At 63.2% G+C, this 15,814-nt stretch carries 14 protein-coding genes; 10 read left to right on the top strand and 4 right to left on the bottom strand.

Annotation, left to right across the window (positions count from 1 at the left end; all coding sequences use genetic code 11):
- Positions 1-14: 14 nt before the first annotated feature.
- The 3 genes from ACIPZC_RS05685 to ACIPZC_RS05675 all read right to left on the bottom strand — a co-directional run bounded on the left by ACIPZC_RS05685 (position 15) and on the right by ACIPZC_RS05675 (position 3,489).
- Positions 15-1,178 carry a thiolase C-terminal domain-containing protein gene (locus ACIPZC_RS05685; RefSeq protein ID WP_400625466.1) on the bottom strand — a complete coding sequence of 388 codons (1,164 nt, stop codon included), beginning with the start codon at positions 1,176-1,178 and terminating at the stop codon, positions 15-17.
- Between the two features lie 14 nt (positions 1,179-1,192).
- Positions 1,193-1,597 carry a Zn-ribbon domain-containing OB-fold protein gene (locus ACIPZC_RS05680; RefSeq protein WP_400625465.1) on the bottom strand — a complete coding sequence of 135 codons (405 nt, stop codon included), beginning with the start codon at positions 1,595-1,597 and terminating at the stop codon, positions 1,193-1,195.
- A 236-nt stretch (positions 1,598-1,833) separates the two neighbouring features.
- Positions 1,834-3,489 (bottom strand): sigma-54 interaction domain-containing protein, encoded by a 1,656-nt coding sequence (locus ACIPZC_RS05675; protein ID WP_400625463.1) that lies wholly within the window; start codon positions 3,487-3,489, stop codon positions 1,834-1,836.
- A gap of 392 nt (positions 3,490-3,881) precedes the next feature.
- Between ACIPZC_RS05675 and ACIPZC_RS05670 the strand changes: the two genes are divergently transcribed.
- The 3 genes from ACIPZC_RS05670 to ACIPZC_RS05660 are packed head-to-tail and all read left to right on the top strand — an operon-like array spanning position 3,882 to position 8,005.
- Positions 3,882-5,105 carry an acyl-CoA dehydrogenase family protein gene (locus tag ACIPZC_RS05670; RefSeq protein ID WP_400625461.1) on the top strand — a complete coding sequence of 408 codons (1,224 nt, stop codon included), beginning with the start codon at positions 3,882-3,884 and terminating at the stop codon, positions 5,103-5,105.
- 10 nt (positions 5,106-5,115) lie between these two features.
- Positions 5,116-5,904 carry an enoyl-CoA hydratase/isomerase family protein gene (locus ACIPZC_RS05665; RefSeq protein ID WP_400625459.1) on the top strand — a complete coding sequence of 263 codons (789 nt, stop codon included), beginning with the start codon at positions 5,116-5,118 and terminating at the stop codon, positions 5,902-5,904.
- A gap of 28 nt (positions 5,905-5,932) precedes the next feature.
- A complete protein-coding gene (locus ACIPZC_RS05660; protein WP_400625457.1) occupies positions 5,933-8,005 on the top strand; it encodes an acetate--CoA ligase family protein in 2,073 nt (690 codons plus the stop codon).
- Between the two features lie 94 nt (positions 8,006-8,099).
- On the opposite strand, the gene ACIPZC_RS05655 is transcribed toward ACIPZC_RS05660, so the two are convergent.
- Complete coding sequence (locus ACIPZC_RS05655) at positions 8,100-8,975, bottom strand: LysR family transcriptional regulator (protein WP_400625456.1); 876 nt, start codon at positions 8,973-8,975, stop codon at positions 8,100-8,102.
- 131 nt (positions 8,976-9,106) lie between these two features.
- On the opposite strand from ACIPZC_RS05655, the gene ACIPZC_RS05650 reads away from it, so the two are divergent.
- The 7 genes from ACIPZC_RS05650 to ACIPZC_RS05620 all read left to right on the top strand — a co-directional run bounded on the left by ACIPZC_RS05650 (position 9,107) and on the right by ACIPZC_RS05620 (position 15,752).
- Entirely contained in the window at positions 9,107-10,369 is a 1,263-nt protein-coding gene (locus ACIPZC_RS05650; protein ID WP_400625454.1) for an ABC transporter substrate-binding protein, read from the top strand.
- Entirely contained in the window at positions 10,362-11,135 is a 774-nt protein-coding gene (locus tag ACIPZC_RS05645) for an ABC transporter ATP-binding protein (RefSeq protein WP_400625452.1), read from the top strand. The genes ACIPZC_RS05650 and ACIPZC_RS05645 overlap by 8 nt, the downstream gene beginning before the upstream one ends.
- Positions 11,135-11,845: an ABC transporter ATP-binding protein gene (locus ACIPZC_RS05640; RefSeq protein WP_400625450.1), complete on the top strand. Its 711-nt coding sequence runs from the start codon at positions 11,135-11,137 to the stop codon at positions 11,843-11,845. The genes ACIPZC_RS05645 and ACIPZC_RS05640 overlap by 1 nt, the downstream gene beginning before the upstream one ends.
- Positions 11,846-11,847: 2 nt before the next feature.
- Positions 11,848-12,711: a branched-chain amino acid ABC transporter permease gene (locus ACIPZC_RS05635; protein WP_400625448.1), complete on the top strand. Its 864-nt coding sequence runs from the start codon at positions 11,848-11,850 to the stop codon at positions 12,709-12,711.
- A 1-nt stretch (position 12,712) separates the two neighbouring features.
- Positions 12,713-13,729, top strand: a complete 1,017-nt coding sequence (locus ACIPZC_RS05630) for a branched-chain amino acid ABC transporter permease (RefSeq protein ID WP_400625446.1) — start codon at positions 12,713-12,715, stop codon at positions 13,727-13,729.
- A gap of 15 nt (positions 13,730-13,744) precedes the next feature.
- Positions 13,745-14,584, top strand: a complete 840-nt coding sequence (locus tag ACIPZC_RS05625; protein ID WP_400625444.1) for an oxidoreductase — start codon at positions 13,745-13,747, stop codon at positions 14,582-14,584.
- A 64-nt stretch (positions 14,585-14,648) separates the two neighbouring features.
- Positions 14,649-15,752, top strand: coding sequence for an amidohydrolase family protein (locus ACIPZC_RS05620; RefSeq protein ID WP_400625442.1), 1,104 nt, complete (start codon positions 14,649-14,651; stop codon positions 15,750-15,752).
- Positions 15,753-15,814 lie beyond the last annotated feature (62 nt).

The following is a 15,814-nucleotide window of genomic DNA, read 5'->3' as shown; positions in this document are numbered from 1 at the left end:
GTTGTGCAATGAGTTCACAGGGGCTGGTTGGACAGAATCAGCGTGCAGTGCGAGGACAGGATGCCGCCTTCGTTGTGCACCAGGCCGACCTCGGCACCCGCCACTTGGCGCGCGCCGAGGCCGCCGCGCAACTGCCGCACCGCTTCGACGATGCCAAACAGCCCGCCCGCGGCCCCCGCGTGGGCGTGGGAGAGCATGCCGCCATGGGTGTTGACCGGCAGGCGGCCCTCGATTCCAGCGTGGCCTGCGGCGAAGAAGGCACCGCCTTGGCCGGGATCGCACAGGCCGAGCTCTTCCAGCTCGATGATCGGCACAATGGTGAAACAGTCGTAGAGTTCGGCGAAGTCGATGTCCTGCGGGCCAAGGCCGGCCATCTGGTAGGCGCGCCGGCCCGATTCGCTGGCGCCGAAGCGGGTGAGGCTGGGCGCGCACATCAGGTGCTCATGGGTATGGTGCTCGCCAATGCCTTGCAGGTACACAGGTCTTGCTTTCAGGTCGCGGGCGCGTTCGGCGCTGGTCACCACGAACGCACCGCCGGCATCGGAAATCAGGCAGCAATCGAACATGCCCAGCGGGTCGGCGATGGGCTTGGCTTGCAGCACCTGCTCCAGGGTCAGTGGGCTTTTCATCTGCGCATTGGGGTGCAGCAGGGCGTTGCTGCGCGTATGTACGGCGACGCTGGCCATCTGCTCGCGCGTGGTGCCGTACTCGTGCATGTGGCGCTGCGCGATCATCGCGTAGAAGCCGGGAATGGAGGTGCCGTAGGGTTGTTCGAAGTAGGGGTGGCCAACGGCGGCGAGCGAGGCCACCGCAGCGTCGCGGCTCTGCCCGGTAGCGCGATTCTCGCCAGCACAGACCAGCACCACGCTGGCCTGCCCCGTTGCGATCGCTTGGGCAGCGTGATGCAACATCACTGCTGGGCTGGCGCCGCCGACCACCATCGAGGCGTTAAGCCGCGGCTGGATGCCGAGGTATTCGCAGAGCACCGACCCGAGCATGAAATACGGTTCGGTCAAGGAGTATGCGGTGAGCACACCATCGACATCGGCCGGCGTCAGCCCAGCATCGTCCAGTGCACGTTTCGCGGCCTGGGCGTTGAGGCCCAGCCCTGTCATGTGGGGCAGCTTGCCGATATCGGACTCGCCGACACCGGCGATGGCAATCCTGTTCTTGAGCATGGAGCGGCCTCGCTTCAGGTGCGGCTGAACTGGGGAATGCGCGCGTCGTCGCCGCGTGCTTCGAAGGTGACCTGCACGCGGTCATCGATCTGCACGTCGAGGGCGTCGGCGCCGACGATGTTGCTGACCATGCTCGGGCCCTCGTCCAGCTCGATAAGGGCCACCACGTAAGGCACCTGTGCGGTGAAGGCTGGCAGCGAGGCGCGGCGGATGATGGTGAAACTGTGGACCTTGCCAGTACCTTGGCTGGGCACCCATTCCAGGTGCTGCGACCAGCAACTGGGGCAGAGTTGGCGGGCCATGAAGTGCACACTGCCGCAGTCGGTGCAGTGCTGGATCATTAAGCGGCCATCGCGGGCAGCATCCCAGTAGGGCTGGCTGTCGGCGTTGGCGATGGGCGTAGGCAGCGGGATAGCCATGTGGCGCTCTCCAGTCGGGGTATCCAGGCGCTGGGCGAACCACCCAAGGCGCATCTCGACTGGGAAATAGCAAGGCCCGCGCCAGCTCCCGTGAATTGGCCGCAAAGTCTCGTCGCAGAGGGGCTGGCGAAGGTCAGGGAAGGGTGGAAGGACACAGATGGGTGTCGTCTGGATCGACACGGTGGCCGCGTGGCGAACAGTTCCGGTCACGCCCGGGCGTGACCGGACAGCGCCACTCAGGAGTCTTCGAGGTCGCGCAAACGCTTGTACAGGTAGGAGCGAGAGATGCCCAGTTCCTCGGCGACGCGCTTCTTGTTTTCCCGGTGGCGGGTCATGGCTTCGCTGATGGTGAGCAATTCGACGCGGTCCAGGGTCGTTTTGAGCTCTTCACCGGCCTCGCTGACTGCGGCCTGGCTGCGCGGCTTGCTTTTCTGCTCAGCGAAGATGTCGACGTGAGGGAAGTTGTCCACGGCGAGCTCGTTGCCGTCGCAAAAGATCAGCGCATGCTCGACCTCATGCTGCAGCTGGCGGATGTTGCCCGGCCACTGCTGGCGTTGCAGGTAGTCGTAAACCTCAGGGTGCACCTTGACCCGTGACAGGTTCTGCCGCGTGGCGAACGAGCGGATGAAGTGATCGACCAGTGCCGGAATGTCCTCAAGGCGCTCGCGCAGCGGTGGCACATGCAGGGTCACCCCGCTGATGCGGTAGTAGAGGTCAAGGCGGAAGGTTTCCTCTTCGATCATCCGCCCCAGCTCGCGGTTGGTGGCGGCGATCAGGCGGAAGTTGGAAAATTTGCGTTCGTCCCCACCGACCCGCTCGAAAGAGCCGTCCTGCAGCACGCGCAGCAGCTTTACCTGCATTTCCAATGGCATCTCGCCGATCTCGTCGAGAAACAGCGAACCATTGTGCGCGGCTTCGAACTTGCCCTGGCGACCGTTCTTCTTGGCCCCGGTGAAGGCGCCGGCCTCATGGCCGAACAGCTCGCTCTCTACCAAGTTCTCCGGTAAGGCACCGGCATTGACCATGACCATGGGTTTTTCGCGGCGCTGACTCAACTGGTGCAGGGCCTGGGCTACCAGCTCTTTACCGGTACCGCTTTCACCGAGGATGAGCACCGGTACATCGAGCCTGGCCACGCGACGCATGTCGGCCTTGAGCTGCTTGAGTGCTTTGCTGTCACCGATGATGTCGTCGATTTCGTAGCTGGGCTTGCGCAGCAGCTTGGCCTCGCGCTTGTAGTATTCGACCTCGGACTTCAACGCCGAGATCTCACGGCTCATCGCCAATAGCTGGTCTGGTCCCTTGAACATGATCCGGCCGATGGCACCGACCACCTCGCCGTTACGTTGAACGGGCAAGCGGCTGACGATCCGGTCGCTGACGTTTTGGTTCTGGCCGTGCATCTTGTGCATCTGGCCGATTTCCGGCTGGCCGCTGCGCGCGACGACATGCAGCCGGCTGTTCTTGATGATCTCGGTGACGTGCCGCCCGGTCGCGGCGCCGCGATCGAGGCCGAAGTATTTCTCATGCACGGGGCTGATGTAAACGATGCAGCCGTCACGGTCCACCACCGTCATGCCATCGAACGGGCTGGTCAGCAGTTGGTTGAGGATGTCTGGCGCAAAATCCACCGTGCCAAGGAAATCGACCAGTTCGTCGGCGCCGTCGCAAACCTGGATCAGCACGGCGCTACCCTGTCCAGCCAGCGGCAGGGCGGCCACGACATAATCGCTGCCGCCCTGCGATATGCCGGTGAGCTGGCGCTTGCCATCGCGTACCTGGGGCAGGATCTGGGCGAGCAGTGCGTCATCCAGTGCAACACCGCAGCGCAGCTGTGGCCGGCCGGCTTCGTCGAGCACGAGCAGGCCATAGGTTCGGGAATCTCGAGGCATCGAATATCTCCTGGGGCCGCCGCAGGCAGCGATACGGCCGGGATTTCTTATAGTGTTTTCGATAAATACACGCAGCCCCTTGCATGAGCAACAGATCGCGCGGTCGTGAATGCGTGTTTGCCGTTTATCCTGATGAAATATAAGGGAAAAATAAAAATGGCCTGTAACTTGCTTCGTTAGACTCGGCAACGTCGAAGCCACATAGGGTGACCCAGGCGTTCGAACGTGATGCCGCACGCCCGGGCGCAAGCGCTCAACGATGACGCTGTGCAAGGTGTGTGTGGCGCGGACAGTTCAGTGAGGTTGGCCGCTACAGTGCCATGCTCTGAACCGGTCATGTTGCAACTGGCAACGCTTTAAATAACAAGATCAACGCCGAGGAGGCACAAAGCATGGATCAGTCGATGTCGGAAGAAATCCAGGCAGTTCGCGACATGGTCAACCGCTTCATGCGCACGGAGGTCGCTCCGGTGATGGACGGCTACGAAGCGCGTGGCGAATTTCCCCGGGCGCTGGTCGGCAAAGCCGGCGAGGCGGGCTTGTACGGGGCGGTGTTCCCCGAATCGGTCGGCGGCAGTGACATGGGTTATCTGGCGGCTGCGGTCATTCAGGAGGAGATGGTGCGCAACGACGTGCGCTTCTCTTCGTGCAACAACCAGCAAGGTTCGACCTGCCCGAGTGCGATCTACTTTGGCGGCAGCAGCGAACAGATCATGAAGTACGTGCCCAACCTGATTGCCGGCAAGACCATCGGCATGATGTCGCTGACAGAGTCCGGTGGCGGCTCCGATGCCGCCGGTAACATGAAGACGTTCGCCCGCCGCGATGGCGACGTATACCGTATCAGCGGGCAGAAGATGTGGGCGTCGATCGCCAACGAATGCGACGTCGGCGTGCTGCTGGCCAAGACCGACCGCGAGGCGGGGGCCAAGGGCGTTACCGCCTTCATCGTGCAGCCGAAAAAATTCCCCGGCTGGACGGCGCAGCCGATCGATTGCCTTGGGCTGTCCAAGTCGTTCCGCACCAACATCGTCTACCTCGACGACTTCGTCGTACCGGTCGAGGACCGGCTGGGCGAAGAGGGCGACGGCTTCAAGATCATCATGCGCACGTTGCAGCCCGGACGTGTTGGCGTAGCCGCCAAGGCCCTCGGCGTGGCCCGTCGCTGCTTTGAAGAGGCCGTGCGCTACGCCAACGAGCGTGAACTGCGTGGCCAACCGATTGGGCGCTTCCAGATGATCCAGTCGGAAATCGCCGAGATGGCCTGCGCCATCGAAGCCAGCCGGGCGCTGGTGTACAAGGCGGCGATGATGATGGACGACAGCCTGCCCTCTAACCGTATCGCCGCGATCGCCAAGTACCACGCGTCGCAGACCGCCAAGCTGTGCGCCGACAAGGCGATGCAGATCTTTGGCGGTTACGGCCTGGCGATGGAGTACCCGGTGTCTTATTACCGCGCCTATTCGGACATGTTCTTCACGGGCGAAGGTTCGGCCAACGTGCAGAAGATCATGATTGCCGAGGACGCGCTGGGGTACAAGCTGGCTGACCGTCACCATGGCCGCACCGGCCTGCGCGACATCCGCAAGCACGATGTCGCCAATGAGCTCAAGTGAGGAGGCGTGCATGTCGCAGTTGCTGAAATTCCACATCGAGGACGGCATTGCCACCATCACGCTCGATCGCCCGGAAAAGCTCAACGCCTTTACCGATGAGATGCTCGAAGACTGGTTGGCGGCACTGGAGCAGTGCCGCACCGACCCCGAGGTGCGCGTGGTGGTGATTACCGGGACCGGTCGCGCTTTCACCACCGGCGGCGACGTCGGCGGCTTCGAGGCCAGTGCCAGGCAGAGCCCGGCGCAGATCAAGGCGCGGGTCAGTGACGGCGTGCAGCGCCTGCCGCGCAAGATCGCCGAGTTGGACAAGCCGGTGATCGCCGCGCTCAACGGCTTTGCCACGGCCGGCGGGCTGGATATCGCGCTGGCCTGCGATATCCGCTTTGCCGCGCAAAGTGCCGGCTTTGCCGAGACCTACGCGCGCATGGGCCTGATTCCGGGGGTGGGTGGCGCCTACCTGCTACCCCGTATCGTGGGTGTGGCCAAAGCGCTGGAGATGTTCTGGGGTTGTGACTGGGTGGATGCCCGCGAGGCCGAGCGCATCGGCCTGGTCAACCGGGTGTTTGCCGATGACCAATTGATGGAGCAGACCTATCTGTTCGCCCGCAAGGTCGCTGATAACGCGCCGCTGGCGGTTCAGTTGATCAAGCGGGTGATGCGCTTTGGCCTGGACAAGGACCTGGCCACCGCGCAGGAGATGGTTGCTGCCAACCTGCCCATCGTACGCACCAGCGAAGACCACCAGGAAGCGGTCAACGCCTTCCGGGAAAAACGTACGCCACAGTTCAAAGGGCGTTGATTCAGCCCTCACCGAGTGGATGAAGGACATGACAGACAAGAACACATTCGACGCTTTCCTGCGCCCGCAGAGCGTGGCCATCGTTGGCGCTTCGCCCAAGCCCGGCAATCCACGCAATACCCTGGTCAAGGTGCTGCTCAAGCATGGTTTCACTGGCCGGGTTTACCCGGTCAGCCCCAGCCATGGCGAGGTAGAGGGCCTGCCCGCCTATGCGTCGCTGGCCGATCTGCCGGAAACGCCGGACGTGGCGCTGATCATCACCCCGGCCGCGACCGTGCCCGGGGTGATCGAGGAATGCGGCGCCAAGGGTATCGGCAACGCCATCGTATTCAGTTCCGGTTTCGAGGAAGTGGAAGGAGGGGACGAACTGGCGCGTCAGTTGGCCGATGCCGCGCAACGTCATCAGGTGGCGGTGATCGGCCCCAACTGCAACGGCGTGTGGTCGGTGCGTGCAAAGACCCTGCTGACGTTCAGCCCGGCGGCGTTGCGCATGGATGCCGTGCGCCATGCGCCTATCGCAGTGATCAGCCAGAGTGGGGCGTTGGCAGGGGCCATCGGCCGGTCGCTGGACATCAACGGTATTGGTTGCTCGTATATCGTCAGTGTCGGCAACGAAACCGCGCTCGATGTCATCAATGCCCTGGAGGCCATCGTCGAGCAGGACGACGTGCGCGTGGTGGTGCTTTACCTGGAGGGCCTGGACCAGGCGCAGCGCCTGCTGCCGGTGGCTGAGCGTGCGCGCGCGCGGGGGGTGCAGATCGTCGCGCTGAAGGCCGGCCGCTCCGCCAGCGGCCAGGCCGCCACTGCCTCGCACACTGGCAAGATCGCCTCGTCCCATGTGGTGTATGCCGATGTCTTCGCCCAGGCCGGGATCATCGAGGTGGACAGCCTGGTAGATGCGTTGTCGGCCGTGGAAGTGCTGGCCTACTTGCCCAACCCACGGGTCAGTGGCGACGCCCAGGGCGGGGTGGCGATCATGAGTGCCTCTGGCGGTGCCGGCGCACTGTTGGCCGACCACAGCCATGATTACGGCGTGCCGATGGCCACCTTCACCGGGGCAACCATCGACCGCCTGTATACGGTGCTGCCGGCGTTCGCCCGCAAGGAAAACCCGATCGACCTGACCGGCCAGATCAATAGCCTGCCGAACCTGTTCCGCGACAGCTGCGCGGCCGTGGCTGCCGACCCTCGCACCGAAGCGGTGATCGTGCAGTTCTCGGCCAGCGGCCGGCGCCACCTGGACCCGAATGCCGATGCTTTCAGGCAGACGGCCAGCCAGGTGCCGGTATTCCTCAGTTTCATCGGCGACGTACCCGATACCGAGACCCGCCAGCAGTACCTGAAGGCCGGTGCGCTGTTGTGCGCCGACCCGTCGCTGGCGACCCGCTCACTGGCCTGGCTGTACCAGCGCGAACGCATGCAGCGCTTGCCAAAACTGCCGCAGCGTTGCGCGGCCACTGCGCATGCGTTTCCGGCGGACTGGCAACAGACCATGCAACTGTGCAGCGACAGCGGCATCACCCCAGCCAAATGGGTCATTCTTGGGCCGGATGACCAGGCCGCCCGCGCCTGCGCAGACCTGCGCCTGCCACTGGTGGTCAAAGTGTTGCCGAGCGAGTCGGAACACAAGACCGAACTCGGCCTGGTCAAGCTGCGGGTCTCGAGCATGGAAGAGGTGGACGCCCTGGCTCGCGCTTACCGACGCCAACTGGCTAAGCCAGAGGCCGGCATTTTGGTACAGGAAATGCTTTCCGGCGGTGTGGAAGTGGTGATGTCCTGCCTGCGTAACACAGACTTTGGTCCGGTGCTGGCCATCGGAAGCGGTGGAGTGGCGGTGGAGCTGTACCAGGATGTGGTGCATCTGGCGCTGCCGGTCTCGGCCGAGCAGGTCAAGCTGGCATTGCGCCGGCTCAAACTGTGGACCCTGCTGCAAGGCTTTCGTGGCAATCCGCCGGCAGATGTCGATGCGCTGGCCAGTGCGGCGGTGCGTTTCGGTGATCTCTTCCTGGCCAGTGAGCCTATCGCCGAGTTTGAAATGAACCCGGTATTGGTGCGTGCTGTGGGGGAGGGCGTGTATACCGTGGACGCCTTGGTCAAGTAAGCGGGAGCTGCCAGTGGCCTGATACGCCACGCACAGTTTCAACTTGAATGAACCTGTGCGTGACGTGGTAACTAAAAGTCAGGGTTAAAGCGCTTCAGCTTTCAGCTGGAAGTTGTAGCATTTCGTCCCATAGTGCCTGCGCAAGTTGTGGTAGCGGGCGCTGTTTGTTGCGCACCAGGTAAATGGGGATTTGATTGCTGAAGTTGAACCGTTCAATACGCAATGGCACTAATTTGCCGTCGGCGAGTTCAGCTTCGACCATATGCCTGGGCATGCGTGCCCAACCCATGCCTGCCACCAGCAACGCTTTCATCATCATGTAGTCGTTGGCGTACCAGCGTGTACCGCCGGCAATGACGTTGACGTAGGCCTTGCGGTCCACCGGTAGGACCTGAGGCCGGTCACGCAGCTTCAATTGAGGTATTTCACTGCCTGGTTCGTGCTCGACGAAGCCAGGTGCTGCCACGGTGAGCATGCTGACACGTGTCAGTTCGACATGTTCATAACGATCCTGCAGGTCTTGCTGCTGTGGGCCTATGGCCAGGTCCGCCTTGCCTTCGTCAAGCTGCATCAGCACTTCGGCGAGGTGGCGGGTGGTGAGGTTGAGTTGCAGGTGCCGATGGCGCTCGCAGAAGTTGCGAATATGCTCGAGCCCGGGCGGAAAAGCGCACATGGCCGTCATCGAGATCGAAAGCGAAGGCTGCGTGTCCAGTGCCAGGCGGTGCCCCAGGGACTCCAGTTCGTCAACCTGGGCGATAAGCCGCTTGGCCTGGTCATAGAACACCTGGCCTTCGACCGTGAGTTCAGGCCGGTAGTGTTCGCGGTTGAACAACCGTAGGGCGAACTGTTCTTCCAGTGCGGCCACGGCCGCGCTCACAGAGGGTTGGGTTTTGTAAATATGTTGCGCCGCGGCGCGAAAACTTCCTTTTTCGGCCACCGCAATGAATGCCTTGAGTTGATCGTTGGTCATGATAGGCGCAACCTTGAAGGATGAAATGAATATATAATTATCTTTGTGGTCGGATCCGGTTTAGCGTGAAGCCTGCAGTTGCGATTTATTGAAACGGCTCAATTATAAAAACAATAACCGCAGGTCTCAATATGAAAAGATGCCCCCCGCTGTTGTATGCCGGCATGCTTGCGCTGGCCAGTTTACAGGCCCAGGCCGAGGCGCCGCGCTTCTCCGACGATGTTATTCGCATCGGTATTCTCAACGACCGCAGCGGCCCCTACGCCGATGTCAGCGGTGAGGGCTCTGCCATTGCCGCGCGCATGGCCGCCGAGGAGTTCGGTAATCGCGTGCTCGGCGTGCCGGTGGAAATCGTCACGGCCGACCACCAGAACAAGACCGACGTCGGCGCCGCCATCGCCCGCAAGTGGTTGGACGCCGATGGTGTGGACATGATCGCCGATATCGCCAATTCTGCAGTCAGTCTGGCCATCAGTGGCCTGGTGCAGACGCGTGAAAAGCTCATTCTGCATAACTCCGCTTCGGCCTCTATCACGGGGGCGGCTTGCACGCCGCGCACCGCACAGTGGCAGTACAACGCCTGGGCCGCGGCGCACAATGTGGTCAACCGGCAGATGGTCGAGCAGGGCATGGACAGCTTTTTCATCATCGCGGTCGACTATGCCCTTGGCGAGTCCATTTCCTCGGTGTTCGAACAGGCCGTGCAGCAGGCCGGCGGCAAGGTCGTCGGCCATGTGCGCCATCCGCTGAACACCACCGACTTCAGTTCGTATCTTTTGCAGGCCCGTGCCTCGGGCGCCAAGGCGATCATGCTGGCCAATGCCGGCGTCGACCTGGCGACGGCGGCGCGTCAAGCCCAGGAATTCGGCCTGACGCCGGGCGTGCAATTGCTGGCCGCGGCGCTGACCAAGGATGTGATCAAGGCCACCGGCCTGCAGATCATGGAGGGGTTGCAGACCCTGTCTTGGTACGAAATGTACCGCGATGATCAGGCCCGTGCCTGGGGCGAAGCCTTCGCTGCGCGCAATCAGGGCCGCGTGCCGACCGAAATGCAGGCCGCCACCTATTCTTCGGTGCGCAGTTACCTCAAAGCCATCGAAGCGGTTGGCACCGATCAGGCTGACGTGGTCATGGCGCAGCTCAAGCGCATGCCGATCAACGATGCCTTCGCCAAGGACGGCCACGTACGTGCGGACGGCCTGATGTCGCACGAGATGTACCTGACCCGGCTGAAATCGCCCGATCAATCCGCCGGTGACGGCGACTACTCGAACATCTTGGCCACCCTGTCCGGCAGCCAAGTCGACCGGCCTCTGGCACAGAGTGACTGCCCCCTGCTCGAAGATAGCCAGCGCCTGGCAGCAGCCAGGCCGCAGGAGGCCGCACATGATTGAGCATACTCAAGCCAAGGCGCCCATCCTGTGCGCACGCGGGCTGGTGCGAGGGTTTCGTGGCTTTGTCGCGGTCAATGGCGTGGATCTGGATATCCACGAGGGCAGCGTGCATGCGCTGATCGGCCCGAACGGCGCCGGCAAGACCACGCTGTTCAACCTGCTGTGCGGCGCTCTGCCGCTGAGCGCAGGCCAGATCCACTTCGCCGGCCAGGACATCAGCACCCATGGCCAGGAGGCTGTGGCACGGGCTGGCCTGGTGCGCTCGTTTCAGATTTCCGCCGTGTTCGGGCAGCTCAGCGTGCATGAGAATGTGCGCCTGGCGCTGCAGCGCCAGGCAGGCCTGGCTCACCAGTTCTGGCGCTCGTCAGCCTGCCTGCGGCAGCTCGACGCGCGCACCCAGGCCTTTCTTGAGGCCGTTGGCCTTGGCGAGCTGGCCGAGGCTCAGGCCAGCAACCTCAGCTATGGGCGCAAACGCATGCTGGAGATCGCCACCACATTGGCCCTGGAGCCCCGCCTGCTACTGCTCGACGAACCCATGGCCGGCATGGGGCACGAGGACATCGAGCCGGTGGTCGAGCTGATCCGGCGCGTTGCCGCTGGCCGCACGGTACTGATGGTCGAGCACAATCTCTCGGTGGTGCGCGATCTGTGCGACACGGTCAGCGTGCTGCAACGCGGTGAGTTGATCGCCCAAGGCGACTACCAGAGCGTGTCGAATGACGCGCGGGTGCGCGAAGCCTACATCGGTACCGAGGAGGTCGCCTGATGAACGCTGCCACTGCATTGCTGAATATCGAAGACCTGCACGCCTGGTACGGCGACAGTCAGGCGCTGTTTGGCGTCTCGCTGAACGTGCGCCAGGGCGAAACCGTGACCCTGCTCGGGCGCAACGGTGCCGGTAAAAGCACCACCCTGCGCAGCCTGGTGGGGTTGGTCCGCCGTCGTCAGGGCAGCATCGACCTGGGCGGCACCGACCTGATGCGCCTACCCGCGCACCGCATAGCCCGCACCGGGTTGGGTTACGTACCGGAGGAGCGCGGTATCTTCGCTGGCCTGACGGTGGAGGAAAACTTGCGCCTGCCACCGAGCATCAATGATCAAGGGTTGTCGCTCGAGGCGCTCTACGCGATGTTCCCCAACCTGCTGGAGCGCCGATACAGCGCCGGTACCCAGCTCTCTGGCGGCGAACAGCAGATGCTGGCCATTGCCCGTGTCTTGCGCACAGGCGCTCGGGTGCTGCTGCTCGACGAGCCCACCGAAGGTCTGGCACCGGTGATCGTACAGCGTATTGGCGAGCTGCTGCTTCACCTCAAGGGCCTGGGCTACACCCTTCTGTTGGTCGAGCAGAACCTGCGCTTCGCGGCGCAGCTGGCCGACCGTTTCTACGTCATGGAACACGGCACGGTCGTCGATTCGCTGCAGCGCCACGAACTCGATCAGCACGCAGCGTCCCTGCACAAGTACTTGGGGGTGTAACCATGGAACTGTTTTTCGGACAACTGCTGCTGGGCCTGATCAACGGCTCGTTCTACGCCATGCTGTCGCTGGGTATTGCCCTGGTGTTCGGCCTGTTGCACATCATCAACTTTGCCCACGGCGCGCTGTACATGGTTGGCGCTTTCCTTGCCTGGCTATTACTGCAGCACACCGGCCTGAACTTTTGGTGGGCGTTGCTGCTGGTACCGCTGGTGGTGGCGGTGATCGGCGGTGTTCTCGAGCGTACCCTGCTGACCCGTTTGCACGGGCTCGATCCGCTCTACGGGTTTCTCCTCACCTTCGGCCTTACCCTGGTGATCGAGGGCCTGTTCCGGTACGGCTTTGGATCCTCGGGGCGAGCTTATCCGGTACCGGAACTGTTACGCGGCGCGGTCGACCTGGGTTTCGTCTATGTGCCGTATTACCGCCTGTTCGTGGTCGCGGTATCGCTGTTGGTATGCCTGGGTACCTGGGCGTTAATCGAGCGCTCGACGCTGGGCGCCTACATGCGCGCGGCCACCGAGAATGCCGCGCTGGTGCAGGTATTCGGGGTCAATGTGTCGCGGCTGGTGACCCTGACGTTCGCTGCTGCGGCGGGCTTGGCTGCGCTGGCCGGGGTACTGGCCGCACCGATCCTGCAGGTCAGCCCACAGATGGGCTCCAACCTGATCATTCTGGTGTTCGGGGTGGTGGTCATTGGCGGCATGGGCTCGGTCTTCGGTGCGGTCACGACCGGTTACCTGCTAGGTATGGTCGAGGGTATGACCAAGTTCTTCTACCCACCGGGCGCCACCCTGGCGGTGTTCGTGGTCATGGCGCTGGTGCTGCTGGTGCGTCCCGGTGGCCTGTTCGCGAGGAGTGCCTGAAATGAGTAATGCACGCGTTGAAAACCGTGCAACGGCCATTGCCGCCGCCTTGGTGGTGCTGTTGCTGATCATTGCCCCCGCCTTCGTCTACCCGGTCTTTGTGATGAAGCTGATGTGCTACACGCTGTTCGCGGCAACCTTCAACCTGCTGCTCGGCTATGTCGGCCTGTTGTCCTTTGGGCACGCTGCGTTTCTTGGCACCGGTGCCTACCTGACCGCGCATGCGGCCAAGGTCTGGGGGTTCGATCCGCTGCTGGCGGTGCTGTTCGGTATGGTCATGGCGGCGGCGTTGGGCGCGTTGATCGGGGCGCTGGCCATTCGCCGGCGTGGCATCGAGTTCGCCATGATCACGTTGGCAATGGCCCAACTGGTGGCCTTCATCGCCCATCAGGCACCCTTCACCGGCGGCGAGAACGGCATTCAGAACGTGCCGCGTGGCGAGCTGTTCGGCCTGATCGATCTGAACCAGACTGCAAACCTTTACGCTTTGGTGCTGCTGCTGTTCATCAGTGGCATGTTGGTCATCTGGCGCACCCTCCATTCGCCGTTCGGGCACATCTTGCTGGCCATCCGCGAGAACGAGGACCGCGCCAGCTCCCTCGGCTATCCGGTGGCCCGCTACAAACTGATCGTGTTCGTCATCTCGGCGCTGCTGGCGGCGCTGGCCGGCGGCATGAAGGCGCTAGTGTTCCAACTGGCGACACTGGACGACGTGAGCTTCCACCTCAGTGGCGAGGTGGTGTTGATGGCCTTGCTCGGCGGCCTCGGGACCTTTTTCGGGCCACTGATCGGCGCGCTGATCGTGGTCAGCCTGGAGAGCCTGCTGGTCACCTCCGCACTCCCGGCGCCGGTGCTTACCGGCAGCGTGTTCGTGCTTTGCGTGCTGCTGCTGCGCCGCGGTGTGGTCGGCGAGCTGCGAAGCGTCTGGCGCAGCCGACGCCATGGGCCAAGCGCCACGTCACACACAGCGTCGGGCGGCAAAGCCACGGCGCTGCGCGACTCATTACCCCTCGACTGACAAGAGAGAATTGCCATGCAGACTCCCCGTACCTGGTTGATTACCGGCGCTGACAAAGGCCTGGGCCTGTCCACCGCGCGTGCCGCACTGGAGCAAGGCGACAACGTCATCGTCACCGTGCTGGCCGAGGATGGCTCGCACTGCCTGCTGGCCGACTATCCCGAGCAGTTGCGCGCCTTCCACCTCGATGCCCGTGACCACGGCCGTTTCAAGGAGGTGGTCGCGCAGGCCGAGCAAGCCTTCGGACGCATCGATGTCCTGGTCAACAACGCCGGTTTCGGCCTGCTGGCAGTGGCCGAGGCCACGCCAGCCGAGAAGTACCGGCCGCTGTTCGAGGTCAACTTCTTCGGCCTGGTGGAGATGACCCACGCCGTGCTGCCGGTGATGCGCCGCCAGCGCAGCGGGCACATCATCAACCTGTCGTCCAAGGCCGGTTATCGCGGTGCCACGGGCTTTTCCCTTTACAGCGCGTCGAAGTTCGCTGTGGAGGGTTATTCCGAGGCACTGGCCGACGAGATCCGTCATCTTGGCATCAACGTCACGATCATCGAGCCGGGCGGTTTCCGCAGCGACTTCGCGGGCCCGTCGCTGATCACCGCGCTGATCGATGACGGCGACTACCGGGAAACCAACGAACGCATCAAGCATTACGTGCAGGAGCGCCATGGCAAACAGGAAAGCGACCCGGCCAAGTTCGGCCCTGCGCTCTGCGCACTGGTCGCCGCCGAGCAGCCGCCCCTGCGCCTGCCACTGGGGCCTGACAGCCTGTCGTTGATCCGCGACGACATCGCCGCCGTCAGTGCCGAGCTGGACCACTGGGAGCCGCTTTCGCTTTCCACGCGAGCATTGGATTGATCGCTACCCCGGCAGGCTCCTTTTCGAGGGCCTGCCGGGCCGAACCACACAGAGGCTGACAGGTATGAACAACAACAAGAACAGCATCTTCGCCACCATTCAGGCGCCCGACGAGCAGTGGCTGGCCCGCGCCGCTGCTGAGCCGGTGCTGGAGCCTGAGCTGCCGATCATCGATACCCATTTGCACCTGTGGGCGTTTCAGGGCCATCGCTACTTTCTCGACGAGTACCTCGCCGACCTGGCCGTCAGCGGCCATAACGTACAGGCCTCGGTGTTCGTCGAGTGCTTCCAGCGTTATCGCGAAACGGGGCCTGAGCACCTCAAGTACGCTGGCGAGACCGAATTCGCCGTGGACCTGGCGCGGCAATCGGCCGCCAGAGCCGAGCCGCGTACACAGGTGGCGGCGGGCATCGTCGGCTATGCCGATCTGAGCCAGGGCGAACGCACCGCGCAAGCACTGGAGGAACACCTGCGTGTGGCCGATGGTCGCTTGGTAGGTATTCGTCAGCGCGCCAAGTGGGACGCCGACCCGGTCGTCAAGGGCCAATACAGCGCCGACCGCGCAGGCTTGTATCTGGATGCCGCATTCGGTCGCGGCATCCAGCGCTTGGGCGAGTTGGGGCTGGCCTTCGATGCCAGCATCTACCACCCGCAGATGCCCGACGTCACGGCCCTGGCGCGGGCGCACCCACAGGTGCAGATCGTCCTCATCCACTGCGGCAGCCCCGTTGGCCACGGTGCCTACGCCGGCCACGAGCGTGACAACCATCAACGCTGGCTGCGCGACCTGCGCGAGCTGGCCACGTGCCCGAACGTCTCGGTGAAGATGGGCGGCCTACTGATGAACATTGGCAACTACGACTTCACTCAGCACGCCGCGCCGCTCGGTTCCGAGGCCCTGGCCGAACTGTGGCGGCCCTACCTTGAGCCCTGCGTCGAGCTGTTCGGCGCCGGGCGCTGCATGGTCTCTTCGAACTTCCCGGTGGACAAGGCCGGTTTCGCTTATCGCACCGTATGGAACTTGTTCAAGCGCATCACGGCCGGCTGTTCGGTCGAGGAAAAGTCCCTGATCTACAGCGGTACGGCGCAACGTGTCTATGGTCTGAGCGACGCGGCGTGTAGCGTTCACGCACAGCCGATGTCGGCACCGGCGACAGTGGCGGGGTGAAGGTGCGGGCAGTCCCCGGAACAGAAGGGCGCAAGGCTGGCATCAAGCTTGCTCGACAAGGT

The sequence above is a fragment of the Pseudomonas sp. NPDC089743 genome, from assembly GCF_044748785.1.
Taxonomy (GTDB): Bacteria; Pseudomonadota; Gammaproteobacteria; order Pseudomonadales; family Pseudomonadaceae; genus Aquipseudomonas; species Aquipseudomonas putida_X.
The sequence above is the reverse complement of the archived record's forward strand: the minus strand, read 5'-3'. Positions and strand labels throughout refer to the sequence as shown.